This window comes from Pseudomonas sp. F-14 TE3482, from assembly GCF_053629455.1.
Map to the genome: position 1 here is coordinate 2,616,723 of NZ_JBRJII010000001.1, position 24,775 is coordinate 2,641,497.

Annotated in this window: 23 protein-coding genes; 8 read left to right on the forward strand and 15 right to left on the reverse strand. The window is 60.4% G+C overall.

Features of this window, described 5'->3' with window-relative positions; genetic code table 11:
* The first annotated feature begins 9 nt into the window (after positions 1-9).
* Complete coding sequence (locus AB7M26_RS11760; RefSeq protein WP_008069588.1) at positions 10-1,065, forward strand: ABC transporter ATP-binding protein; 1,056 nt, start codon at positions 10-12, stop codon at positions 1,063-1,065.
* 129 nt (positions 1,066-1,194) lie between these two features.
* Here AB7M26_RS11760 and AB7M26_RS11765 read toward each other — a convergent pair whose 3' ends face one another.
* Positions 1,195-2,124, reverse strand: coding sequence for an AraC family transcriptional regulator (locus AB7M26_RS11765; protein ID WP_063341346.1), 930 nt, complete (start codon positions 2,122-2,124; stop codon positions 1,195-1,197).
* A 335-nt stretch (positions 2,125-2,459) separates the two neighbouring features.
* On the opposite strand from AB7M26_RS11765, the gene AB7M26_RS11770 reads away from it, so the two are divergent.
* Both AB7M26_RS11770 and AB7M26_RS11775 read left to right on the forward strand, forming a co-directional pair.
* On the forward strand, positions 2,460-2,813 hold the full coding sequence (locus AB7M26_RS11770) for an antibiotic biosynthesis monooxygenase family protein (protein ID WP_123500696.1): 354 nt from the start codon (positions 2,460-2,462) through the stop codon (positions 2,811-2,813).
* A 41-nt stretch (positions 2,814-2,854) separates the two neighbouring features.
* The gene (locus AB7M26_RS11775) at positions 2,855-3,085 is read left to right on the forward strand and encodes a hypothetical protein (protein ID WP_008010028.1); all 231 of its coding nucleotides are present in this window, start codon (positions 2,855-2,857) and stop codon (positions 3,083-3,085) included.
* On the opposite strand, the gene AB7M26_RS11780 is transcribed toward AB7M26_RS11775, so the two are convergent.
* From AB7M26_RS11780 to AB7M26_RS11800, 5 genes are all read right to left on the reverse strand, one after another.
* Positions 3,086-3,715 carry a flavin reductase family protein gene (locus AB7M26_RS11780; protein ID WP_429384379.1) on the reverse strand — a complete coding sequence of 210 codons (630 nt, stop codon included), beginning with the start codon at positions 3,713-3,715 and terminating at the stop codon, positions 3,086-3,088.
* Between the two features lie 161 nt (positions 3,716-3,876).
* Positions 3,877-5,196, reverse strand: a complete 1,320-nt coding sequence (locus AB7M26_RS11785; RefSeq protein WP_123501351.1) for an MFS transporter — start codon at positions 5,194-5,196, stop codon at positions 3,877-3,879.
* A gap of 318 nt (positions 5,197-5,514) precedes the next feature.
* Positions 5,515-6,849, reverse strand: a complete 1,335-nt coding sequence (locus AB7M26_RS11790) for a sigma-54-dependent transcriptional regulator (RefSeq protein ID WP_123501352.1) — start codon at positions 6,847-6,849, stop codon at positions 5,515-5,517.
* On the reverse strand, positions 6,849-8,609 hold the full coding sequence (locus AB7M26_RS11795) for a sensor histidine kinase (RefSeq protein ID WP_123501374.1): 1,761 nt from the start codon (positions 8,607-8,609) through the stop codon (positions 6,849-6,851). Before AB7M26_RS11795 ends, AB7M26_RS11790 begins: the two co-directional genes overlap by 1 nt.
* A gap of 238 nt (positions 8,610-8,847) precedes the next feature.
* Entirely contained in the window at positions 8,848-10,371 is a 1,524-nt protein-coding gene (locus AB7M26_RS11800; RefSeq protein WP_095632211.1) for a fumarate hydratase, read from the reverse strand.
* Positions 10,372-10,928: 557 nt separating this feature from the next.
* Here AB7M26_RS11800 and AB7M26_RS11805 point away from each other — a divergent pair.
* The 3 genes from AB7M26_RS11805 (at position 10,929) to AB7M26_RS11815 (ending at position 13,847) form a co-directional block, all read left to right on the forward strand.
* Complete coding sequence (locus AB7M26_RS11805) at positions 10,929-12,035, forward strand: GGDEF domain-containing protein (RefSeq protein WP_429384383.1); 1,107 nt, start codon at positions 10,929-10,931, stop codon at positions 12,033-12,035.
* A complete protein-coding gene (locus AB7M26_RS11810) occupies positions 12,028-12,963 on the forward strand; it encodes an iron-sulfur-binding ferredoxin reductase (protein WP_123501353.1) in 936 nt (311 codons plus the stop codon). The genes AB7M26_RS11805 and AB7M26_RS11810 overlap by 8 nt, the downstream gene beginning before the upstream one ends.
* A gap of 134 nt (positions 12,964-13,097) precedes the next feature.
* Positions 13,098-13,847 carry an enoyl-CoA hydratase-related protein gene (locus AB7M26_RS11815; RefSeq protein WP_123501354.1) on the forward strand — a complete coding sequence of 250 codons (750 nt, stop codon included), beginning with the start codon at positions 13,098-13,100 and terminating at the stop codon, positions 13,845-13,847.
* Positions 13,848-14,053: 206 nt separating this feature from the next.
* Here the strand turns inward: AB7M26_RS11815 and pyk are convergent, their stop codons facing one another.
* Positions 14,054-15,505, reverse strand: coding sequence for a pyruvate kinase (gene pyk / locus AB7M26_RS11820; RefSeq protein WP_123501356.1), 1,452 nt, complete (start codon positions 15,503-15,505; stop codon positions 14,054-14,056).
* Positions 15,506-15,693: 188 nt separating this feature from the next.
* Between pyk and AB7M26_RS11825 the strand changes: the two genes are divergently transcribed.
* Both AB7M26_RS11825 and AB7M26_RS11830 read left to right on the forward strand, forming a co-directional pair.
* A complete protein-coding gene (locus AB7M26_RS11825; protein ID WP_429384388.1) occupies positions 15,694-16,077 on the forward strand; it encodes a tetratricopeptide repeat protein in 384 nt (127 codons plus the stop codon).
* 222 nt (positions 16,078-16,299) lie between these two features.
* Positions 16,300-16,659, forward strand: a complete 360-nt coding sequence (locus tag AB7M26_RS11830; protein WP_063341337.1) for a PilZ domain-containing protein — start codon at positions 16,300-16,302, stop codon at positions 16,657-16,659.
* Between the two features lie 146 nt (positions 16,660-16,805).
* Here the strand turns inward: AB7M26_RS11830 and AB7M26_RS11835 are convergent, their stop codons facing one another.
* From AB7M26_RS11835 to AB7M26_RS11870, 8 genes are all read right to left on the reverse strand, one after another.
* The gene (locus AB7M26_RS11835) at positions 16,806-17,192 is read right to left on the reverse strand and encodes a DUF6124 family protein (protein WP_123501359.1); all 387 of its coding nucleotides are present in this window, start codon (positions 17,190-17,192) and stop codon (positions 16,806-16,808) included.
* Between the two features lie 300 nt (positions 17,193-17,492).
* Positions 17,493-17,741: a hypothetical protein gene (locus tag AB7M26_RS11840; protein WP_123501360.1), complete on the reverse strand. Its 249-nt coding sequence runs from the start codon at positions 17,739-17,741 to the stop codon at positions 17,493-17,495.
* A gap of 137 nt (positions 17,742-17,878) precedes the next feature.
* On the reverse strand, positions 17,879-19,210 hold the full coding sequence (locus AB7M26_RS11845; RefSeq protein WP_123501361.1) for a DUF58 domain-containing protein: 1,332 nt from the start codon (positions 19,208-19,210) through the stop codon (positions 17,879-17,881).
* Positions 19,211-19,379: 169 nt separating this feature from the next.
* Entirely contained in the window at positions 19,380-20,381 is a 1,002-nt protein-coding gene (locus AB7M26_RS11850) for an AAA family ATPase (protein ID WP_123501362.1), read from the reverse strand.
* Positions 20,378-21,541 carry a DUF4350 domain-containing protein gene (locus tag AB7M26_RS11855; protein WP_429384394.1) on the reverse strand — a complete coding sequence of 388 codons (1,164 nt, stop codon included), beginning with the start codon at positions 21,539-21,541 and terminating at the stop codon, positions 20,378-20,380. The genes AB7M26_RS11850 and AB7M26_RS11855 overlap by 4 nt, the downstream gene beginning before the upstream one ends.
* A complete protein-coding gene (locus tag AB7M26_RS11860) occupies positions 21,538-23,082 on the reverse strand; it encodes a DUF4129 domain-containing protein (protein WP_429384397.1) in 1,545 nt (514 codons plus the stop codon). Before AB7M26_RS11860 ends, AB7M26_RS11855 begins: the two co-directional genes overlap by 4 nt.
* Complete coding sequence (locus tag AB7M26_RS11865) at positions 23,069-24,046, reverse strand: stage II sporulation protein M (protein WP_123501365.1); 978 nt, start codon at positions 24,044-24,046, stop codon at positions 23,069-23,071. Before AB7M26_RS11865 ends, AB7M26_RS11860 begins: the two co-directional genes overlap by 14 nt.
* The gene (locus AB7M26_RS11870) at positions 24,043-24,768 is read right to left on the reverse strand and encodes an RDD family protein (RefSeq protein WP_429384401.1); all 726 of its coding nucleotides are present in this window, start codon (positions 24,766-24,768) and stop codon (positions 24,043-24,045) included. Before AB7M26_RS11870 ends, AB7M26_RS11865 begins: the two co-directional genes overlap by 4 nt.
* Between the last annotated feature and the right edge of the window lie 7 nt (positions 24,769-24,775).

Sequence of the window (24,775 nt, forward strand, 5' to 3'; positions counted from 1 at the left end):
AGGTGCAATATGACTGGTCTGATTCTGGAAAACGTCGAGAAACATTACGGCTCGGCCTGCGCGGTAAAGGATGTGAACCTGCATTTGCCCGAGGGCAAACTGGTGTGTTTCCTCGGCCCTTCGGGCTGCGGTAAAACCACCTTGCTGCGGATGATCGCCGGGCTGGAAACCCTGACCGGTGGCGAGATTCGCCTGGACGGTGAAGACATCGGCCATACGCCGGCGCACCAGCGTAATTTCGGCATGGTGTTTCAATCGCTGGCGCTGTTTCCGCACATGACGGTGGGGGAGAACATCGCCTATCCGCTGAAACTGCGCGGGGTCAGCAAGGCTGATCAACAGGCGCGGGTGGTGGAGTTGCTGGAGCTGATTCAGCTGCAGGAGATGATTGATCGGCCGGTGGCGAAACTCTCCGGCGGTCAGCGTCAGCGCGTGGCGATTGCCCGGGCGATTGCCTCGCGGCCGAAAATCCTCCTGCTCGACGAACCGCTGTCGGCGCTGGATGCCAAGCTGCGCGAATCGATGCAAGTGGAAATCCGTCAGCTGCAACAGCGTTTGAACATCACCACCATCATGGTCACCCACGATCAGCGTGAAGCCATGACCATGGCGGATATCGTGGTGGTGCTGGGGGAACATCGCGTGCAGCAGGTGGGCTCGCCGATTGAGATCTACCGGCATCCGGCCAATGAATTCGTCGCGGATTTTATTGGTTCGGGCAACATTTTTCCGGCCACGGCGCTGGGCAACGGCAAAGTCAGCTTGCCCGGTGGCGATGCGCTGCAAGTGCCAATCTGCAGCAGCATTGTGGTGGGGGAGAAGGTGAAGATGCTGATTCGCCCGGAAGACCTGCAACTGTCGCAACCTCAGGCCACGGCGGGTAATCGCTTGCTCGGAAAGGTGACGTTTGTGCGGGATATCGGGGCGACGATTGAAACCACCGTCGAGTGTTCCGGGGTGTCGTTTACCGCATTGAGCACGCCGTGTCAGGGCGTTGGGTTGAGCATTGGCAATCCGGTGTCGGTGACGTTGCCGGCTGAGGCTTGCCGCGTGTTGAGCGCCTGATCCAGATTTGATGTTGGCCTTTCTGGCCTCATCGCGGGCAAGCCCGCTCCCACAGGGGCTGTGTACACCGGTCCTTGTGGGAGCGGGCTTGCCCGCGATGGGGCCATCAGCCACTCAACAAATGCCGGATCAAACCGACAACCGCAACCGCGCCAAATCCCGCAGCGGCGGCGCCCCGAACAATCGGCTGTATTCCCGGCTGAATTGCGAAGGGCTTTCATACCCCACCCGATAACCCGCCGCCGAAGCTTCCAGCCCTTCAGCGAGCATCAACCGCCGTGCCTCTTGCAGGCGTAACTGCTTCTGATATTGCAGCGGACTCATCGCCGTCATCGCCTTGAACCGGTGATGCAATGTCGACACGCTCAGGTTCACTTCCCGCGCCAGATCATCGATGCGCAGCGGTTGCTCATAATTGCCGTTGAGCCATTTGATCGCCTGGCTGATGCGATGGCTCTGGCTGTTGGCGATAGCAATCTCATACAGCCGATGCCCCTGCTGGCTGCGCAACAGCCGATACAGAATCTCCCGACGAATCAGCGGCGCCAGCATGGCGATGTCTTTGGGTGTGTCCAGCAAACGTGCCAGACGCAGCACGGCATCGAGCATTGCCGTGTCGATCTGCTCGACATACAGGCCGCGACCAGTAGGCCGTGTGGGGACGCCGATGGGGCCGGCGTCGGCAATCAGCGCGGTGATTTCTGCGGGGTCGATGTCCAGCCGCACGGCGAGGATCGGTTCTTCGGGCGAGACATTCACCACTCGCCCGCTCAAAGGCATCGAGACCGACACCACCAGGTAATTCAGCGGGTCGTAGTTGAAGTATTCATCCGCCAGCCGCACTTCCTTGCGCCCCTGGGCCATGATGCACAGGGCCGGTTGCGCCAGCACTGGGGCGAAGTCATGGTTTTGACTGTGGCGCGACATGAACAGCGAACCGACGGCGGTGGCATACGTGCCATCCTCCATCGTGTTACGACGGATGAGGGCGGCCAGTTCCGCGCGCTGTTTTTCCATGTCGGCGGCAAGCGGGGCTTGAAAATGATCGAGCGACGACATGCTGGGCATCCTCGGTGACGCGTTGGTAATGGGCTGAGCTTAAATTTGTGCAAGGGACAGCGGTAGACACATCCTGCCAAAAGCTTGCCTGATTCTGCACGAGGTAAATACGCGGGGCTGCTATGGCAGGTCAGCGTCGGGAAAACTTGCTTGAAAGTCGTGTTACAGCGATGTGACAGTGGTTTACATGCTGTTACAGACGTTTTTTGCAGCCGCGCAGGATTGTGCAATGCGTCGGCAGGAATCGACTAACGACGACCAGGGCGCGCCGCCTAATCTTGGATCCTGTCGCAGCCCGTCCCCGGCTGCCACTGGATGACCTGGGAGGGTTGAACATGTCTACGCAAATCCCCGTCAGTCATATGGCCTTCATTCGCGCCCGCGCCGGGCGTTCGGCAGAACTCGGTGCGCGCCTGAGCGCCCTGATCGAGCCGTCGCGCAACGCGCCGGGTTGCCTGAGCTTTGCCCTGCAGCACTCGCAATGCGATCCCGAGCTGTGGCTGGTGTCCGGTTTCTGGGACAACCAACAGGCCATGACCGCTTACTTCGGCAGCCCGGCGATGCAGATTTTTGCCGAGCTGGTGCAGGAACTGGTGGTCAATAGCCTGGATTTTCATACCTTCAAGGATGTCTCGGCGGCCCAGGCCCTTGGCCAGTCCCAGGCAGCGGTACACAAACTCGCCGGTTGAGGGTTTAATGGCGCAATTCTCCATTAGCCAGGATCCGCGACATGGCACGCAAAGCCTTTGAACACTTCGAAGCCGTTTCAGCAGTAGTACCGGGCGAGGGCGGTTACCACGCCGCAATTGCCGTCAAAGCCCTCGGCGGTTCCGGTGCCCCGACTTTTCACAAAGTGCTGGAAGGCCAGACTTTCAAGACCGCTCATGAAGCGGACGAGGCCGCGGCCAAAGAGCTGACCCGCCTCAAAGACGTTAAAGAAGACGCTGACCTGCTCTGGTAATCACTTGACCGCCCCGGGGCGGAACATCTTGAACAATGCCTCTGGCCCCAGCTGAAAGTAATCCGCCGGCCCGCCGCCGCGCAGAATCGGTTCTGCCGCGGCGGTGTCGTATACCCCATCCTTCAACAGCCACTTGGCGATATGCACGGCGACCACTTCGCCGAGAATCAGCCAGCTCGGCACCACTTCCTTGTTGGCGCGCTGCAACTGAATGATCTGCGTGACTTTGCATTCAAAGGACACCGGGCTTTCGGCAATCCGTGGCACCTGAATGACTTTCGACGCAACGGTGGTCAGCCCGGACAGCTCGAATTCATTGACCTGCGGCCCGACCATGGCACAGCTCTGGTTCATCTGCTCGGCCAGCGGCCGGGTCGCCAGGTTCCAGGCGAATTCGCCGGTCTGCTCGATGTTGTTCAGGCTGTCTTTACGCCCGACGCTGGAAAACCCAATGATCGGCGGAATGTAGTTGAAGGCGTTGAAAAAGCTGTAGGGCGCCAGATTCAAGCAGCCGTTGGCGTCCTGGGAAGAAATCCAGCCGATAGGGCGTGGGCCGACGATAGCGTTGAACGGATCATGCGGCAGGCCGTGGCCGTTGGCGGGTTCGTAGAAGTGGATATCGTCGGGCATACAGTGAATTCCTGGGGACGTTCGGGAGGCGATCATGGTGCAAGGGCCAGCGGCATATTTCCAGCCCATCCTCGATCACTGTGGGAGCAGGCTTGGGTTGAGGCAAATAAAAAGGGGCAGACCCGTTAAGGTTTGCCCCTGTTTTTATTGCGCGGGCGGACTCAGTCCGTCTCGATCCGCGAATGTTTGCGGGTGTCTTTCATGGTGATGTACACCAGCAACGACACCGCGATGCACGCCGTGACATACCAGTAGTAACCGGTTTCCATGCCGATGCTCTTGAACCACAGCGCGATGTATTCAGCGGTACCGCCGAAGATCGACACGGTCAGCGCGTACGGCAAACCGACGCCCAGCGCACGGATCTCGGTGGGGAACAGTTCAGCTTTGACCACCGCGTTGATCGAGGTATAGCCGCTGACGATGATCAGCGCCGCCATGATCAGGAAGAATGCGCCCCACCAGGTCTGGACAGTGTGCAGGGTGGTCAGGATCGGCACGGTGAACAACGTCCCGAGGATACCGAAGGCAATCAGGATCGGCCGGCGACCGACTTTATCCGACAGCCCGCCAACGATTGGTTGCAGGCACATGAACAGAAACAGCGTGGCTGCCGAGATGCTGGTGGAGTCGGTGATGCTCATGCCGACGGTGTTCACCAGGTATTTCTGCATGTAGGTGGTGTAGGTGTAGAACGCCAGGGTGCCGCCCATGGTCAGGCCGACCACGGTCATCAGTTCCTTCGGGTGGCGCATCAAGGTGCGCATCGCGCTTTCCTTGGCCTTCTCTTTCTTGGTGAACGACTCGGTTTCTTCCATACCACGACGCAGGTACAGCGCGACCACGGCACACAGCGCACCGATGGCGAACGGGATGCGCCAGCCCCAGGCGTAGAGTTGCTCGGTGGTCAGGGTCTGTTGCAACACAATCAGCACCGCCAGGGCGATGAGTTGGCCGGAGATCAGGGTCACGTACTGGAAGCTGGAATAGAAGCCGCGACGCTCCTTGGTCGCCATCTCGCTGAGATACGTCGCCGAGGTGCCGTACTCACCCCCAACCGACAAGCCCTGCAGCAGGCGAGCGAACACCAGCAGGATCGGCGCACCGATACCGATGGTTTCATAATTGGGGCTCAAGGCGATCAGCAGCGAGCCGAAACACATCAGATACACCGAGGCCATCAACGCACGTTTACGACCGGCGCGGTCCGCGTAGAGGCCCATCAGCCAGCCACCGATCGGACGCATCAGGAAGCCCACGGCGAAGATTGCAGCGGTGTTCATCAGCTGTGCGGTGGAGGAACCGGCGGGGAAGAAGGTTTTGGCGAAGTACAGGGAGAAGGCGGCGTAGACGTACCAGTCGTACCACTCAACCATGTTGCCGACAGAACCGCTGAAGATCGATTTGATCCGGCTGGCGGTGGTTCTTTCTTTAGCCGGCGCGGCAGCCGACCCAAGGGGCAGGGTGTTGGAGTTATCCATTGAAGGATCCTCGTTTAATTGTTTTTGTGGAGCGCGAGTTAACGCAGCCTGCAGGGGCTATAGCAGGAGCTGTGCCAAGGAGAGGAGGGCCGGTTTAGAGGGGGTAGCGGGTTTTATTGAGCGGAAATCCGCTCATCGTAGAGGATCGGTGAGCGGAAAATTGCTTGTTCTGGGCTTGGATTTGCTGTGCCTGTGCTGACCTCATCGCGGGCAAGCCCGCTCCCACAGGATCGGTGTCATGCATAAAAATCTGTGTTCGACTCGGTCATTGTGGGAGCGGGCTTGCCCGCGATGAGGCCCATACAGACACCACAAAAATCAGCTGTCTTGCAAAAACATCTCCCGGCTCAACCCATGCCGCTGCATCTTTTCATTAAAGGTACGGCGCGGCAGTTGCAGCTCTTCCAGCACCGCTTTCACATCGCCTTTATGCCGGGTCAATGCCGCGCGCAGGCAATGGGCTTCGAAGGCTTCTTGCTGCGCCGCCAATGACTGGCCGGGATCGATCCCCGCCGGTTCCGGTTCGCCGAGGCCCAGCACTTGTCGTTCGGCGACGTTCGCCAGTTCACGCACATTGCCCGGCCAGTCGTGGCTCAGCAGATGGCTCAGTTGCGGCCCGCTCAAGGGCGCAAAGGTGCGCCCCAAACGCTCGGCGGCACTCTGGGCGAAGAACTCGAACAGCAGGGGAATGTCTTCACGCCGATCGCGCAATGGCGGCAGACGCAACTCGGCGACGTTCAATCGATAGGCCAAGTCTTCGCGAAAGCGTCCGGCCCGGGCTTCATCCAGCAAGTCGGGTTTGGTCGCGGCGATGATCCGCAAGTCCACGTGGATGCTCTGGTTGGAACCCAGGCGCTCAAGCTTCTGCTCCTGCAACACCCGCAGCAGTTTCACCTGCTGGGCCAGCGGCATGCTTTCGATTTCATCGAGAAACAACGTGCCCCCGTCGGCGTACTCGAGCTTGCCGATGCGCTTGCCCTGGGCGCCCGTGAATGCGCCGCTTTCATGGCCGAACAGTTCGGCCTCGAACAACTGCTCGGGAATCGCTGCGCAGTTGAGCGCCACAAAGGCTTTGTCGGCGCGTGGACCGAAGTCGTGCAGGCAACGGGCGACCAATTCCTTGCCGCTTCCGGTTTCGCCACGGATCAGTACATTGACCGGCAGCATTGCCAAATCCAGCACTTGGCGGCGCAGGGTCTGCAACCCACGGGACACCCCCAGCAGCGTGGCATCGAGTTTGGCGCGATTGTCCGCCTGCTCATGCAGCGCGCGGTTTTCCAGCACCAGTCGACGCTTGTCCAGCGCCCGGCGCAGACTGCTCATCAGGGCTTCCGGGCTGAAGGGTTTCTCAAGGAAATCGTAGGCGCCATCGCGCATGGCTTCGACGGCCATCGGCACATCGCCGTGACCGGTCAGCAGGATCACCGGCAAATCGGCATCGCGGCGCTGGACTTCAGCCAGCAGCTCCAGCCCTGTCATGCCGGGCATGCGCACATCGCTGAGAATCACCCCGGGGAAATGTCTGGGCAGTTGCGCCAGGCATTCGTCGGCGCGGCTGAACAGCTGCACCTCGAACCCCGACAGGCTCAGCCATTGCTCGACAGCACTGCGGATGCTGCTTTCGTCATCGACCACCATCACCGAATTGAGCATCAGGCAGGGACCTCCAGATCAATAGGTAACGTCAAGGTGAATACCGCGCCGTTTTCGCCATTGTCAGCACTCAAACGTCCGCCTGCTTCGTGAACGATAGCGAAGGATACGGCCAGCCCCAGACCCAGGCCATCGCCCACCGGTTTAGTGGTGAAGAACGGATCGAAGACTTGTGCCAGATGTTCTTCGGCAATGCCGCCACCGTTATCGGCGACGGTCAGGCACCAGAGCTGTTCATCGGCTTCAAGACGGATTTCCAGACGTTTGCAGGGTTTGTCGTGCATCGCATCCAGGGCATTGCGCAGCAGGTTGATCAGCACCTGTTCCAGGCGAATCGCATCGCCACGCACCCAGGCCGGGCGCGTCAGGTGCAGCACGAGACTGACATTTTCGTCCCGCAAGCGCGTATCCAGCAGCTGCAAGGATTGATCGACCACCGTCGCCAGGTCCAGCCGTTCACGCAGGCCGCTGGGGCTTTTGCGGGCGAAGGTTTTCAGGTGGCCAGTGAGCGCGGCCATGCGGGTGAGCATATCGTCCACCGGTTTCAGCGCCTTGTAAGCGTCTTCAACCCGACCATGATCGAGCAGCAGGCGCAAGGTCGCCAGTTGCATGCGCTGGGCAGTCAGCGGCTGGTTGATTTCATGGGCCAGCGCCGCCGACATTTGCCCCAGCGCCGCGAGTTTGGCCGATTGCACCAAGCCGTCCTGGGCGGTGCGCAAATCGCGGGTGCGTTCTTCTACCAGTCGTTCGAGTTCTTCGCGGCTGCGCTGGCGCAATTTCGCCAGCCGCCAACGCTGATTGAGGAAGAGCAATAGAAACACCACGGCCAGCCACACCCCGGCAGCCGCGAGCCCGGCGTTGCGCAGGTCTTCGAAAGCTACCTGCGGGCGGCGCAGCAAGTGCAGCGTCCAGCCTTCGGTGGCCAGCGGCAGGGATTCCCAGAGGTAATCCGCCGTCCCGTCGGGGCCTTCGACTCGGGTCAGATCGCTGTTGTCGTCGAAGCGCCGCACCGATTGATAGGCAAGCGGGGTCAACGGCTGCTTGTCGTATTGGCGGGTGGTCTTGAGCTCAGTGTGATCGCTGGCGCTCAGCGGCCGCAGCAGGCGATAGCGCCAGCCCGGCTGGTTGGCGATGAAGATGATCCCGCGGGCATCGCTGACCAGTAACGTGTCGCTGCCCTGGCGCCATTCGCGCTCCAGTTCCGGGAATTCGAGTTTGACCACCATGGCGCCGAGGAACTCACCACTGTCGCTGGTCACCGCGCTGGACAGGAAGTAACCGGGAATGCCACTGGTGACGCCCACCGCATAAAAACGCCCGGTGCCCTGAGTGCGGGTCTGGCTGAAGTAGGGGCGAAAGCCGTAGTTGTGGCCGACGTAACTGCTGGGCAAGCGCCAGTTGCTGGCGGCCACGGCGAGGCCGGTGTGGTCGAGCAGTTCCAGGGTCGAGGACTGCGCGGCGCCGTTGATTTTTTCCAGTTTGCGATTCAGCGCAAGCTGCTCTTCGGGGCTCACTTCACCGTTTAGCGCGGCGCGTAATTGCGGGTCCAGCGCCAAGACGGCAGGCAGGGCGCGGTAGCGTTCAATCAGCGTGTGCAGGGAGTTGGCGTACAACGCCAATTGCTGACTGGCGCGGGCGGCGTCTTCTTCCAGCGCCTGTCGCTCGGCGTGGCGGATGGCCAGGGTTGCGGCGAGCGCTGCGCCGGTGATGATCAACAGGGTGTACAACGACAGACGCAAGGTACGGGAAGTCGGCAGCATGCTGTAGGAAACAGGTTGAAGGTTGGGCTGGCACCATACCATGAGGCCGCACATCCTTCGTCCCAGCATGACATGTTCAGACGGTAGTGAGTTTACTCGATCGAGAGCGCAACATGGTCTGGGTATACGCCAATTCGTTAGTCACCTCTGCTTAGATCAAAGGGTTAAATCGATATCCAAAAAAAGGCCGGGTCGTCTGGGGAGACGGCCCGGCCTTTTCAGCAAGTGAGGGAAGCGCTTACTGCACTTCCACCGCCAGGCTTTCACTGATCTTTTTCTGCCAGATGGCAGGACCGGTGATGTGTACCGACTCGCCCTTGCTGTCGACCGCAACGGTCACAGGCATGTCTTTGACGTCGAACTCGTAGATCGCTTCCATGCCCAGTTCGGCGAAAGCCACCACGCGGGATTTCTTGATGGCTTGCGCCACCAGGTAAGCCGCGCCGCCGACTGCCATCAGGTAAACGGCTTTGTGGTCCTTGATCGCTTCGATCGCGGTCGGGCCGCGCTCGGATTTGCCGATCATGCCCAACAGGCCGGTTTGCTCGAGGATCTGACGGGTGAACTTGTCCATCCGCGTCGCGGTGGTAGGACCAGCAGGGCCAACCACTTCTTCGCGTACCGGATCAACCGGGCCAACGTAGTAGATGAAGCGACCCTTGAGGTCCACCGGCAGGGTTTCACCCTTGTTCAGCATCTCGACCATGCGCTTGTGCGCCGCGTCGCGACCGGTGAGCATTTTGCCGTTGAGCAGGACGGTTTCGCCCGGCTTCCAGCTCTGCACTTCTTCCGGCGTCAGGGTATCGAGGTTGACGCGACGGGCCGATGGGCCGGCTTCCCAGACGATTTCCGGGTAGGCGTCCAGTGGTGGCGCTTCCAGCGAGGCAGGGCCGGAACCGTCGAGCACGAAGTGCGCGTGACGGGTGGCGGCGCAGTTCGGGATCATGCACACCGGCAGGGACGCTGCGTGGGTCGGGTAATCCATGATCTTCACGTCGAGCACGGTGGTCAGGCCACCCAGGCCCTGGGCGCCGATGCCCAGTTGGTTGACCTTCTCGAACAGCTCCAGGCGCATCTCTTCGATACGGTTCTGCGGGCCGCGTGCTTTAAGCTCATGAATGTCGATGGATTCCATCAACACTTCCTTGGCCATTACCGCGGCTTTCTCGGCGGTGCCGCCGATGCCGATGCCGAGCATGCCCGGTGGGCACCAGCCGGCGCCCATTTCCGGAACGGTCTTGAGCACCCAGTCAACGATCGAGTCGGACGGGTTGAGCATGGCCATTTTCGACTTGTTCTCGGAACCGCCACCCTTGGCTGCCACGTCCACTTCCACGGTGTTACCCGGAACGATGGAGTAGTGAATAACGGCCGGGGTGTTGTCCTTGGTGTTTTTACGAGCGCCCGCCGGGTCGGCGAGAATCGAAGCACGCAGGACGTTTTCCGGCAGGTTGTAAGCCCGGCGTACGCCTTCGTTGATCATGTCGTCCAGGCCCATGGTGGCGCCATCCCAACGCACGTCCATGCCCACGCGCACGAACACGGTAACGATACCGGTGTCCTGGCAGATCGGGCGGTGGCCGGTGGCGCACATGCGCGAGTTGATCAGGATCTGCGCCATGGAATCGCGGGCTGCCGGCGATTCTTCACGCAGGTAGGCCTCGTGCATCGCCTGGATGAAATCCACGGGGTGGTAGTAGGAAATGAATTGCAGGGCGTCGGCAACGCTCTGAATCAGGTCGTCTTGCTTGATCACGGTCATGAGTCGCGCTCCTCTAAAAGACGGGAACATTCAATAAGGTGCTTGCAGCTTGGGTGCATCGGTCGGTTGCAAGCACCTTTCAAGGCACGCCGGGCATGCTGGCGCGACGCTAAAAAGGCGCGGCAGTATACCGCGCCTCGATGGCGGGCACATCCGTTGACAGTCAAACGTTGGTCGCATACCGCCCACAGATGAGTATTGGGGGGCTGGGCCGTTGTGGTGAGGGAATTGCCTGTGGAGGCTTGCCACAGGATTACCCCGCCCACCTATGAATATGGGCGAAGGGCTTTTGTGGCGAGGGAGCTTGCTCCCGTTCGGCTGCGAAGCAGTCGTAATAGACTCATCCCAGTTCAACTGAAAGGGGCAGAGGGCCGCTTCGCAGCCCAGCGGGAGCAAGCTCCCTCGCCACAGGATTATCCCGAGTTCGGGTCATGGCTTTGACGCCAGTTTTCTGCCCCGAAAATTGAATGGTCATTTATCAGACTCGCCACTAAAGTGGCATCCGGCCTGTAGAGTAGGACACTCGATCAGCCTCCTTTCCCACGGTGAATCAGCGATTGACCCATAACGCCATTCAGCGGCTTTTGCTTAAACGCTTTGCCCTCGCAGCTGGCACCTACGCCCTGGCTTTGCTGCTGCTGTGGCTGGCGTTTTTCACCGGTCACTACCAGGAATCCGTCACCGGCATGGCGATCGGCAGCGCGTTGGTAGTGCTCAGCCAGGCGGTGTTGTTCGCGGTGTTCTCCAGCGGCCGCAACCTGCGTTTTTCCGATCCGAGCCTGACCGAAGTGCAAATACTGCTGGGGCTGGGTTGGCAAACCTGGCTGATCGCCCACCTGGACGAGGCGCGCGGCGTGTTTCTGGTGTTTTACCTGCTGATTCTGTTGTTCGGGTTGTTTCATCTTTCGCGCATGGCTTTCGCCCGTTGCGCGTTTCTGGTGTTTTTCAGTTTCAGCGCCATCACCTTGTGGGAGGGCTATCACTTTCAGCTGCCCGACCCGACGCTGGCCCTGTTGCAGGTGTGCGTGCTGTTGGTGGTACTCGCGTGGCTGGTGCTTTACGCCCGTTACGTCCAGATGTCGCGCCAGCGTATGCGTCAGCGGCGGTTTGCCTTGCAGGCGCATCAGGACACCCTGCGCGGGATGATGCGCCAGCTCGAAGGTTTGGTGGCGACCGATGAACTCACCGGGCTGTTCAACCGCCGGCATTTCCTGCGCCTGGCCTCCCGGGAGTTGAACGCCATGGAAGCCGATGTGGTGCATGGCCTGGCGTTGATCGACCTCGATCACTTCAAACGCATCAACGATGTTCACGGCCATGCCGCCGGCGATCAGGTGCTGCAAGCGTTTGCCGGAGTGGCCACCGCCTGCCTGCGCGATGGCGATGTTCTGGCCCGCTATGGCGGTGAAGAGTTCGTGGTGCTGTTACCCGATTGTGATGCCGAGCGCCTGACGGCGTGTTGTGAGCGGTTGCGCATTGCGTTCATGGATGTCGAATTGGTCGGCCTGGATGTGCGCAACCTCAGCCTGTCGGTGGGCATGACTTTGTTGGCGCTCGGTGACGATCTGGATGACGCCTTGCACCGCGCGGATCAGGCGCTGTATCGCGCCAAGCGTGATGGCCGTAACCGTTGCGCGGCGGCCTGGGAGAATGTCGATGCCTGAGTTACGGGTCGGCGAACGCCAATGGACGGTGGCGGCGGGGAGTAACCTGCTCGATGCTTTGAATCAGAACGGCGTGTCGGTGCCCTATAGCTGCCGCGCCGGCAGTTGCCATGCGTGCCTGGTTAAATGTGTCGAGGGCTTGCCCAGCGACAGCCGTCCCGATGCCTTGAGCCATGAGCAGCGTCAGCAAGGTTGGCGGCTGGCCTGTCAGTGCCAGGTGGTCGACGATCTGCAAGTCGAAACCTTTGACCCGCTGCGTGATGGACTTGCCGCTCAAGTGGCCGCCAGCGATTGGCTGAGCCCCAGCGTTTTGCGTTTACGCCTGACGAGTGAGCGACCGTTGCGCTATCAGGCGGGGCAGCATCTGGTGTTGTGGGCGGGCCAGATTGCGCGGCCGTATTCCCTGGCCAGTCTGCCGCAAGAAGACCGCTTTCTGGAGTTTCACCTCGATTGCCGTCAGCCGGGGGAGTTCAGTGATTCGGCACGCCAGTTGAAAATCGGCGATCCGATCCGCCTCGGCGAGTTGCGCGGCGGGGCGTTGCATTACGACCCGGACTGGCACACCCGACCGCTGTGGCTATTGGCGGCCGGCACCGGTCTGGGGCCGTTGTTCGGTATTTTGCGCGAAGCATTGCGTCAGGATCACCAGGGCGCCATCCGTGTCATTCATCTGGCCCATGATGCGGGTGAGCATTATCTGGCCAAACCCCTGCAAGCCATGGCCGCCAGCCGTGAAAACCTTAGCGTCGAGCTGTGGACGGCGGCCGAGTTGCCCGCGGCTTTGGCACAACTGCGCCTTGTTTCGCGGCAAACCCTGGCCTTAGTCTGCGGGGCCCCCGACAGCGTCGACGCCTTTGCCCGGCGCCTGTACCTGGCGGGTTTGCCGCGCAATCAACTGCTGGCGGATGTCTTTCTACCCCGTGGTTGAGCGCTGATTTCTCTGTGGCGAGCGAGCTTGCTCGCGCTGGGCTGCGCAGCGGCCCCAAAAGTTTGTGAGCGCTGCGCACTCAAGCGCGAGCAAGCTCGCTCGCCACAGTTGATCCTCTCAGATCAGGACTCACCATGCCCGATACCCTCCAGTTTGAACGCGAGCGCGGCCTGCTGACCCTGCGCATCAATCGCCCCGAAAAGAAAAACGCCCTGACTCGCGCCATGTACAGCCAACTGGCGGAAGGTTTGCGGCTTGCCGACAGCGACCCCGAAATCAATGCGGTGCTGATCACCGGCAGCGCGGAATGTTTCACCGCCGGCAATGACATCTTTGATTTCCTTCAGCAACCCCCGAGCAACCTCGACAGCCCCGTGTTCCACTTCATGCTCAATTTGCTCGAGTGCCGCAAACCGGTCATCGCCGCCGTGGCCGGCGCGGCGGTGGGGATCGGTACGACGATGCTGCTGCATTGCGATCTGGTTTACGTCAGCACCGACGCCCGGTTGCGCATGCCGTTCGTTAACCTCGGGTTATGCCCTGAATTCGGCTCCAGCCTGATCCTGCCGCGAATGCTCGGGCACGCCAAAGCGGCGGAGCTGTTGTTGCTGGGCGAGGGGTTCAGTGGTGAACAGGCAGCCGCGTGGGGGATCGCGACTGAAGCCTTGGACAGTGGCGAAGCAGTGTTGGCCAAGGCACGGGAGATGGCGTTGCGATTTGAATCGTTGCCGGTGGAGGCGGTACGCATTAGCAAGCAATTGATGAAAGCGCCGGATCGGGAACAGATACGCAAGGTGATAGAAGAAGAGGGCGCGTTGTTCACCCAGCGGCTGCGTTCGCCGGAAGCGATGATGGCGTTGACCGGGTTTATCAAACGGCATTGAATTTTTCGCTGACTGTACTGGCCTCATCGCGGGCAAGCCCGCTCCCACAAGGATTGCAGGTGTCCACAAATCGAATTTCAACACAAATCCTGTGGGAGCGGGCTTGCCCGCGATGAGGCCCGCCCAGGCAACACAACTTTCGGCTCAGAAACCAAAAAGCCCCGCCATTCACATGGCGGGGCTTTTGTTTTTCAGCGCTCGATCACTCAGACCATCTTGTCGCCAACATGCAGGATTTTCATCCCGTTGGTGCCGCCGGTGGTGTGGTAGCTGTCGCCTTTGGTCAGGATGACCCAGTCGCCTTTCTCGACCACACCCAATTTGAGCAACTCGTCGATCGCAGCCTGGCTGACTTGCTCAGGCGGCAAGGACGCCGGGTCGAACGGTACGGTGTAGACGCCACGGAACATGGCCGCGCGGGCCTGGGTTTCGCGGTGCGGGGAGAACGCGTAGATCGGCACCGAGGAACGGATGCGCGACATGATCAACGGCGTGTAGCCACTTTCGGTCAACGCGATGATCGCCTTCACGCCCGGGAAGTGGTTGGCGGTGTACATGGCCGCCAGTGCGATGCTCTGGTCGCAGCTTTCGAAGACCTTGCCGATGCGGTGGCTGGAGGTCTTGCTGGTCGGGTGCTTTTCAGCGCCGATGCAGATGCGCGCCATGGCTTGCACGGCTTCCAGCGGGTACAAACCGGCAGCACTTTCGGCCGAGAGCATCACGGCGTCGGTGTAGTCGAGCACGGCGTTGGCTACGTCGGAGACTTCGGCGCGGGTCGGCATCGGGTTCTGGATCATCGACTCCATCATCTGGGTCGCAACGATCACCGCTTTGTTGTGGCGGCGTGCATGCAGAATGATTTTCTTCTGGATGCCCACCAGCTCGGCGTCGCCGATTTCCACACCCAGGTCGCCACGGGCAACCATCACCGCGTCGGAGGCTTTGATCAGGCCGTCGAGGGTTTCGTCGTCGGCCACGGCTTCGGCGCGTTCGATCTTCGCCACCAGCCAGGCAGTACCGCCGGCTTCGTCGCGCAGTTGACGGGCGTATTCCATGTCGGCGGCGTCGCGCGGGAAGGACACCGCGAGGTAGTCGACTTCCATTTCGGCTGCGAGCTTGATGTCGGCCTTGTCTTTCTCGGTCAGGGCCGGTGCGGTCAGGCCGCCACCGCGACGGTTGATGCCTTTATGGTCCGACAGCGGGCCGCCGATGGTCACGGTGCAGTGCAGCTCGGTGGCGGTGGCGGTATCGACGCGCATCACCACGCGGCCGTCGTCGAGCAGCAACTCGTCGCCCACGCCGCAGTCTTTCACCAGGTCCGGGTAGTCGATGCCGACCACTTGCTGGTTGCCTTCGGTCAACGGATGGCTGGTAGAGAAGGTGAATTGATCACCGATCTTCAGCTCGATCTTCTTGTTGGCGAATTTGGCGATACGGATTTTCGGGCCTTGCAGGTCACCCAGCAGGGCGACGAAGCGGCCGTGCTTGGCAGCGAGGTCACGCACCAGCTTCGCGCGAGCCTTGTGCTCGTCGGGGGTGCCGTGGGAGAAGTTCAGGCGGGCGACGTCCAGGCCAGCCAGAATCAGCTGTTCGAGAACTTCCGGCGAGTTACTGGCCGGGCCAAGGGTAGCGACGATTTTGGTACGACGGACGGACATGCATAGACTCCTGAGTTCAAGCGCTAGCAGAGGCTACTATGGTCCGTAGGTGTAGTCATTGTTCGTTTGCACTACTTTTTTTGAAGAACTTGGTTATTAGTTTCTTTATTGAACGCGACAATCGGCACAAACCGTCCTGAAGATTTCCGCCCAAGGGTCGATACAGAGCTCAAGACAGGAGATCCCCCATGCGATTCGTGCTCATTGCCGCCCTTGCCATTAGTGCCCTCAGTGTCACGGGCTGCACCCGTTGGTCGATGAACCATCATTTGAATAATGCCTACAGCGCCTATGAGCGCGGCAACTGCGAGCAAGTGATGCTCGAGCTGTCCAAGGTCGAGCGTGCCAGCCGCGCGCGGCCTTATGTGTGGCCGGAAGTGTCGATGATGCGCGGCCAGTGTCTGGAACGGCAAAAGCTGTTTATCGATGCGGCGCAGACTTACCAGTTCATCATGGCCTCTTACCCGCAAAGCGAATACGCCTACCGCGCCCGTGCCCGCCTGGAAACCCTGCAGAGCCTGGGCCATTACCCGATCCGCAGCGCGGCGGCGGTGCGTCCAACCCGGTTCTGATTGTCATGCGACAGCGGTGAGCTATAGTCCAATGGATCGGTTTAGAGCCTTGCCTCTAATTCGAGGTAACACCTGTGATCGGCAGCAGTAAGCGACAGCGGTTGGAAGGACTGTCGCACCAGGATCGGGGAGAGCGCGGCTGATGCCTATAAAACAATAGAGCAGGCCCGTTCCGAAGTATTGGTGCGGCCCTGCTTAAGGGCCTTGCGTAGCGAAATCAGCATGTTCACTGACCGCCGGATCGAGCGGCATCAACTGCCGTATTTTCTCAAAGTGTTCAACAGCGTCACCGACAAGCCCATCGGCTTTCTGGGTAATCTGTCCGAGGACGGGCTGATGTTGATCAGCCAGTTGCCGATGATGGTGGGCGCCGATTTTAATCTGCGCCTGAAAATCCCCATGGATGGCCATTGTCAGCAAGTGATCGACCTCAATGCCTGCTGTCTGTGGTGCCACGAAGACGCAACCCCCCACCACTATGACGCCGGCTTCAGCCTGCAACGGGCACCGCCGGAATATGGGCAATTGGTGGAAGCGTTGAGGCAGTACTTCAGTTTTCAGCCGTTGCCTGCCTCTGCTTGAAGGCTGCGGCGCTTTCACTATTGCCATCGCGGGCAAGCCCGCTCCCACAGTTTCGGCGGTGTTCACCTATTGTGTGTTCACCGAAGATCCCTGTGGGAGCGGGCTTGCCCGCGATGGTGTCAGGCTAGACGGCCAATACTTAAAGGCTAGGCCGGCTTAATTGCCCGCTCGATATCCAGCGACCGCTCCGCCAGCATCAACCCCATCTCGCTCATCTGATAAATCGCCATCGCCAGATGCCGCTGTTTGTCTTCCAGGCTGTCCGCCAGGTCCAGCAGCAGAAGGCTCACCGAAGAAAAGGTTTCATAGGTCTGGATGATGAGGGCTTCGGGGTTTGCATCGGGTACGACGGTGAACATCTTCATGGATCGTTCCTCGGTGGTGCGTTCTTCGGCAAAGCACGGTTTAGTGTTTTCCCGTTTGAGATAGTGATCGAGGGCCCTGTCGGCAGCTTCGTGGAGTTTTCTCGAGTCGAGGATGCTGTAGGGCGAACTGGAGGTGGTTTTGAGTGGGTTGGGTCGGGGCGTTATCACGGTTAACTCCTTGTTGGGGCTGCCACCGATTCGGAAATAACGAAAGGGCGGCGACAGGAGAACCTTATGTCGGGACGGACACCACCCACAATCAGACGGGTCGCTGATATTTGTAGGCAGAGGCGCTTCATTCTGTAGTCATTAGCGCAGTTATTCGCGAAGCCTGATGGGAGAGGACAACAAGCAGATTACCGGCCATTAACGTCAGTTTTTACATGGCAGAGCTTATTGCCCCCTCGTTACTACACGATCAGGAATATCGGGTAATGCCTAGGAGAAACTACAAATATTGAAGGTTAGCTAGTCATTAAGATCAGGCTTTTTGGGAATCTGTGAATTTTTAAAATCGGTGGAGATAGAAATAAGTGCCAAAGAGATAAAATCTTGGTTTGCATCTAGCGTTTGTAAGGCGCATCGGATGTTATCCGCTGTTTCGGCAGCCCCTTGCTGCGCCACCCAATTCGATAGCTCCTCTACAGCGGCACGCAATGCCAGTTGGTTCTCATTGATCTGCGTTAGCACTGAAGCGAATAGTTTTGCCTCGTCCATGATTGATTCCTTGTGATAGAGCTATCAGATTGTTGGGTGGGACTGCTTCTCGTAATTACTCTGGGGTGGGAGCTAGTCATACGTGCTCGCACATTATATTCATATCGTGACATGACTATTTTGTATGGGATTGGCCATTACATCGTTCCAGCTTTTTTCCATCCCATATACCGCGTCACCATCTCGGCCCCCAGTTCTGAGGGCCGAGCATCCAGCACGGGAACACCATGAGCACTCAACTGCTCATGGAGCTCTGCCCGTACATTCATATAATCCACTATCCCGCAATAGGCCAGCGCCTCGGGCAATGTTTGTACCGGCGCGTGCCGCAGACTGTCGAGCACCTCTTCGCGCAGGCTGCCCACCAACACCCGATGCTGATGGCTCAGCCGTTTGACGGCGGCAAGCAATTCTTCGTCGTCTTCATCCCTCAGGTTGGTCACCAGTACCACCAGTGCCCGGCGTTTTTGTCTGGCCAATAACTGGTTGGCGGCGACCAGATAGTCGGCGGGGCATTGTGTGCTGTCGAGATCGTAAACGCTGTTGAGTAACACGTTGAGTTGACCAGTGCCTTTGACCGGGGCGAGGTAGCGCGGCTGATGGCTGGCGAAGGTGCTCAGGCCCACCGCATCGCCCTGGCGTAGCGCGACGTAGCTGAGCAACAGGCAGGCATTGAGCGCGTGATCGAAATGCGAAAGTTCGCCGTCCTGGCTGCGCATGCGCCGCCCACAATCAAGCATGAAAATGATCTGCTGATCACGCTCGTCCTCATACTCACGGGCAATCGGTGTGCGCTGGCGTGCCGTAGCTTTCCAGTCGATCTGACGCAGGCTGTCGCCTTCGCGGAATTCGCGCAGTTGATGAAACTCCAGACCCAGACCGCGTCTCTGGCGTTGGCGCACGCCGAGCTGGCTGAGCCAGTTATCCACCGCCTGCAGTTGGCCGCCGTAGAGGCGGGCAAAGTCGGGGTAGACACGGGTGTTGTCGACTACGTTCAGTAAACGTTTGCCTGACCATAGGCCCATAGGGCTCGGCAGGCTGATTTCGCAGTGGTCGACGGTGAAGTGGCCGCGCTTGAGTGGGCGTAGGCGATAGCCGATCTGGCTCTGTTGGCCGGGTTGCAGTTCGACGGACAATGGAAGGTGTTCGAAGTCCAGGCCGTGCGGCACATGGTCGAAGATGTGTACGTTCAGCGGTTGAGCAAAGTCGTGCTCGACCTCCAGTCGCACTTCGCCCCATCGACCGAGCGCCAGGCTGCCGGGCATATGCCGTTGCACACGAGGCGAGGGCAGTCGTTTGAGGCGGATGGCGTCGAGTATCGCCAGGGCCAGCAGCGCCAGGAGCAATCCCCAGTTGATCGATAACAGGCTGGATGGAATGGCGATGTCCAAGGCTCGCAACGTGCCCAGTAGGATGCCGATGGCCAACAGTAGCGCGAGCCAGATCAGGAGAAGGCGAGAAGGCTTCATCAGCGCACACCTTTTGTGGCGAGGGAGCTTGCTCCCGCTCGGCTGCGAAGCAGTCGTAGAACAGGTAGACGCGTTTTACCTGACAGTACGCGTCGACTGGTTTTGGGGCTGCTTCGCAACCCAGCGGGAGCAAGCTCCCTCGCCACAAGGGGGCGTCGCATGACTGTGGTCACAGCCGCGGTGCCGGCACTTGGTCGAGCAACTGCCGGAGCACCTGATCGACTTCCAGCCCTTCGATGTCCAGTTCCGGGGCAATCCGCACACGGTGGCGCAACACCGACAGCGCGCAACCCTTGATGTCATCGGGAATCACAAATTCGCCGCCGCGCAACAAGGCCCGGGCGCGGGCGCAACGTACCAGCGCGATTGAAGCGCGTGGCCCGGCGCCGAGGGTCAACCCCGGCCAGGTTCGGGTGGTGCGGGCCAGGCGCACAGCGTAATCGAGTACCTGATCGTCCATGGGCAGATCACTGGCAATGCGTTGCAAGGCCAGCACGTCCTTGGCTTGCAACACGGTGCGCAACGGTTGCACGTCGAGCATGTCGGCGCGGGTCGAGCGGCTGACCTGGCGCACCATGTTCAATTCCTGCTCGGCATCGGGGTAGTCCATGCGCACCTTGAGCATGAAGCGGTCGAGCTCGGCTTCCGGCAACGGATAAGTGCCTTCCTGTTCGATGGGGTTTTGCGTGGCGAGCACCATGAACGGTTGCGCGATCGGCAGGGCGCGGCCTTCGAGGGTGACCTGGCGTTCCTGCATGGCTTCGAGCAGCGCCGCCTGGGTTTTCGCCGGGGCGCGGTTGATCTCGTCGGCCAGCAGCAGGTTGGTAAACAGCGGGCCTTTGCGCAGTTTGAATTGCTCGGTTTGCAAGTCGTACACCGCGTGCCCGGTGACATCGCTGGGCATCAGGTCCGGGGTGAACTGGATGCGTGCGTATTCACCGCCGAAGCAGCGAGCGAGGGCACGCACCAGCAACGTTTTCCCCAACCCCGGCACGCCTTCGAGCAGCACATGGCCGCCGGCGATCAGGGCGGTGAGCACGTCGTCGATCACAGTGTTCTGGCCGATCACGGCTTTTTGCAATTCTGTTCTTATCGCTTGGGCCAACTGACTGGCGCGCTGGCGCTGCTGGGCGGCGTGGGTCTGTGTGCCGGGCTCGATCTGTTCAGTCATAAGGCGTTCCTCAAGGTTTGCAGCTGGGCGACCTGACGGCTGAATTCAGCGCTGGACAGCCGCTGCTTCGGTCGCGGGCTCATGGCCTGGCTGATGGCGCGTGTGGGTTGGCCACTCAGGCGTGCGAGCACCAGCCATTGTTCGGCAACGCCGAGTTGTTCAAAACCGGGATGACGGTGACGGACACGACGCAGGATGTCTTGTTGCAAGGCTTGCAACAGGCTGTGCTGACCGTTGCGACGCAGCATGAAATCGGCGCTGGCACGCAGGTGTTCCTGAAGTTGACGACGTGCCCTCGGGGCAGGTTCGAGCAATGGGCCATTGCGCACGCCAACGTGCCAGAACCCCAAGGCGATCAAGGCAATCAGGGCCACCAGTGCTTGTGGAAAGTTGCGCCACAGCAAGGTCAGCAGACTGTCGTGATCAGTATTGAACAGCAGGGTCACGTCTGTGTCGGCCGTCAGGTACCACAGCAGCCAGGCGTTATCGTACTGGTCGATGGCCGGGGTTTTCCAGAGGTCGGCGTCGGTGACCACGGTGATCGAACCCAGCCCGTGAGTCAGCTGCATCATGTGCGTGGCCTTGCCGCTGTTGGCCCAGGCCTGGGCGAGGTTCTTCGGGTCGTCGAGATGGAACGCGGTATCGAAGCTGACGTAGGCCGGCGCCTCTTCGTTTTCCAGGTACAGCTTGGTCAGTTTCGGGTAGGGGTCGTCTTCAGGATCGGGCGGCGGTTCCTTGAGGTCTTTGCTCAGGGACTGGTGCACCTGCACCCGATCGAGCAGCAGGTCATTGCTCTGACCGGTCTTCTCATCCCACAGGGCTTCGGCGACGAACAAAAGACGTCCACCGGCCCGGGTCCAGTTCAACACCTGATCCACCTGTCGCGGCGACATGTTCGACCGATCGCCGAGCAACAACAAACTGCGCTGATGAGGTTCGAGGGTCGGCAAGATGTCGAGGCTGTTGGCGTGGCTGACAGTCAGGCCCTGTTTACGCAGAAAATGCTCGGCCGCCAGGTAGGGGTTGGCCTGTGCTTCGGGGGACGGGCCGTGATCGATTTCTGCCTGATAGGGGATGGCCTTGAAATACAGGTAAACACTCAGCGCGCCCACCAGCAGGGCGATGAGCGCACCGACCGAAAGCCACAAACGCCGGTTCAACGGGCCGCTCCGGGGCCGAATAACGCGCGCCAGCCGTCACAGAGTTCCTGCTGCAAATGCGCCGGTGGCAGGCGATGCCCGTAGGCCATGTTCTGCCAGTGCCCGGTGAGGTTTTTACTGAAGGCCAGCAAGGCAGGTTGTTGCAGTTGTTCGACCCGCTGAAGAACTTCACCTTCGGTGTCGGCGGGTTTGAGCGCCATGTTGAAATCGTGCAGCAAGTGGCTAAGCAGGGCGCGATAGAGCAACCCGAGGGCTTCACGGGGATGGGTCTGCCAGAGGCTTTCGGCGCTGGCGGCGATGTCGGCAGGCAGGGTTTCGCGATTGAGGTCCAGGCCGAACGCCTGCTGCGGTAACGGCCGCGCGACTTTACGATTTAACGTGGGTCGACGGCTGACAAAGGCCTGCAGCCAGTCGCGGTAACGCCAGATCAATAGCCCAATGGCGCCGATCACTGTGCCCCACAGCAACACTTCGATCAGGTTGGCCAATACGCCAAAGCGTTGACTGCCCAGCAAGCTGAACAGCGCCTTCAGCCAGGCGGGTGTTTGACCTTCGTCCGCGTTGTTGGCGGCGGGTTTGTCTTCGCCAAAACGATAGCGCGTGACCGTTTCCTTGTTCTTGAAGGGGGGCTGATCGAGGATGGCCTTGATGCTGTCCCGGGAGGCCTGACTGGTCAGTGGTTGCTCCAACAGGCGGGCAGATTCCGGTGAAGTATTCGGTTCGGCGGCCCAGCCACTTTGCGCCGTCGGCACCAGCAGCATCGCGGCCAGCAGCAGCGTGACGACCGTGCTGGTCAAGCGTTGGCGCAATCGGCGAAACACCAGCTCGATATCCCAGGCTTCTAGCCGCGTGCGTCGGTTCAGATAAAGGCTGAAACCGCAGGCCACGTAAATCGGTTCCCAGACAATCAGCACCAGAACGTAAAAGGTATTGGTCAGGTGTTCCAGCCAGCGCCAGTCTTGGGTGGCGGCGGTAATCAAGGTCTGCCAGCCCCAGTCGAGTTCGACCTGTTGCGGCAAGAGCATGTAGAACAGCACCATCAAGCCGATCCACAGCGCGGTTTCCAGATGCACGCCGATGATCGTCAGCCATTGGGCGGCACCCGCGTTGCGCTGCAGCAGCACGCGCAAACGTTGTTGGCGTGCTTCCCCCGCCAGACCTTCGAGTTGCACCACCGGCATCAGAAAACTGCGGCTCAGGCTCAGGCGGCGCCAGGTCAGGCTGGCCAGCAATTGCGGTTTGAGCAGGCGCGGCCATTGGCGCAGGGCCTGCTTCAGTGTGGGCGTTTCGCCGAACATGGCTTTGGACAGGATGTACAGCGGCAGCCGATCGAACGCCGGTTTGAGCCACCAGAACAGGAACACAGCGAGGGAGGGCGAATCCCACAACAGCAAGGTGAGCAGGGCGAAGATCGGCAAGGTCACGATGGCCCAACTGGTCATCAACAAGCGTCGATGGCGCTGACTCAGCAGCACTCCCAGGTCCATGGCTTCCCAGGTCGTGCGCGGGCGGATCACCACACTGGCATCACTCAGGCGCATGACGAGTCCGTCCGGCGAACAATAGATAAATCGCCACCAAGCCCCAGAGTGCCGCGCCGACCAGGTATTTGGTCAGCGGCGCGAGCCCGGTCCTCGACGACCAGTAGGCTTCGATAAACGCCGCAATCAGCAGAAACAACATGACCCCGCAAATCAGCAACACGCTCTTGCGCGCCGCCAGCTGCAGGGCTTCGGCGCGAGGCAAACGCCCCGGCGCGATCAAGGCCCAGCCCAGTTGCAGGCCTGCGGCGCCGGCCAGGGCAATGGCGCTCAGTTCGAAGGCGCCATGGCCGATCACGAACGACCAGAAGGTTTGGCCATAGCCGATGTACGTCAGGTGCCCGGCCACCGCTCCGATCATCAACCCGTTGTAGAACAGGAAAAATGCGCTGCCCAGGCCAAACAGCAAACCACTGGCGAAGGTCTGAAAAGCGATGCCGATGTTGTGCATGATGTAGTAACCGAACATCACCCAGTTTTCACTGGCCGCCCGTTCGGCCGAACGTCCCAGGTGGCCGGCGACGGGGTCGTACATGCTTTGCATCTCACTGACCTGCTCGGCCGGGATCAGGTTGTAGATCAGGTCCGGGAACAGATACACCAGCAACGCGAAGCCGATCAGGCTGCCAAAAAACATCAGGCTGGCGGCAAGCACGAAACGCCACTGCTCACGCACCAGTCGCGGAAAATCGGCGAGGATGAAACTCAACACGTTGGCACCCAGTCGACTGCGATGCCGATAAAGCTGTTGATGCCCGCGCAGGACCTGTTGCTGCAATGAATCGATCAGGAAACTGCTATAGCCGCGCTCCTGAGCCAGGGCCAGGTGTTGGCAGAGCCGTCGGTAATCGCTGGGGAAACTGGCGACTCCTGAGGCGTCCTTGCCGCGTTCCAGCCGTTCAAGCATGAGTGCAAACTGCTCCCATTCGGCACTGTGGCGACTTTCGAAAAGGCTTTGCTTCATGTGGGGCCCAACAGTCCGCGGGCGATGCCGTTGAGTTCGGCCACCGCCTGCGGCTTCGATACCTGCAACGGTTGCGCGAGTATCGAGGCGAGCTCGTTGACCCGCGCCTCGGAGAGTTCACCCTGGCGCTCGGCAAACCCGAGGATCGCGCGCTGCTCGGTCAGCGTCAGCGTGAAGGCTGCGCGCCGTGGCGGGACGTCGGGCAGTCGCGGTCGGGTGAGCGGTTGTTCGCGGTAGATCACCAGCGTACCGGCGGCCAGGTCGCCGAGGCGTTTGAAGGTGGGATGTTGCAGGCAGCTGATTGCTCCGAGAAAGTAGCCGAATGGCAACATGTCGACAAATCGCAGCAGGTTGCGCAGCAAGGACGCGGACCAGCCGATCGGCGTGCCATCGTCATGCACCACACGCAATCCCATCCATTGCTTGCCCGGCGAGCGGCCCTGATTGAGCACCTCGAACAGCACCATGTACCACCAGCTCACGACGAACAGCAGAATCGAACCCAGCCCGGCGCCGAGTTTTCCGAGAAACGCCAACACAATGAACAGCAGGCCCAGCATCATCCCGCGCAGGCCCAGGTCGATGGCGAACGCCAGCGCACGTACCATCAACCCGGCCGGGCGCAGCGGCAAGTCGATGCCTTCGGGCGTTTCGACGTGATACCGCGTGTCCAGTGGCCGGGACAGCGTCGCTTTCCCTGGCAGTGCTGTGGTGTCGAGCATGGGCAAC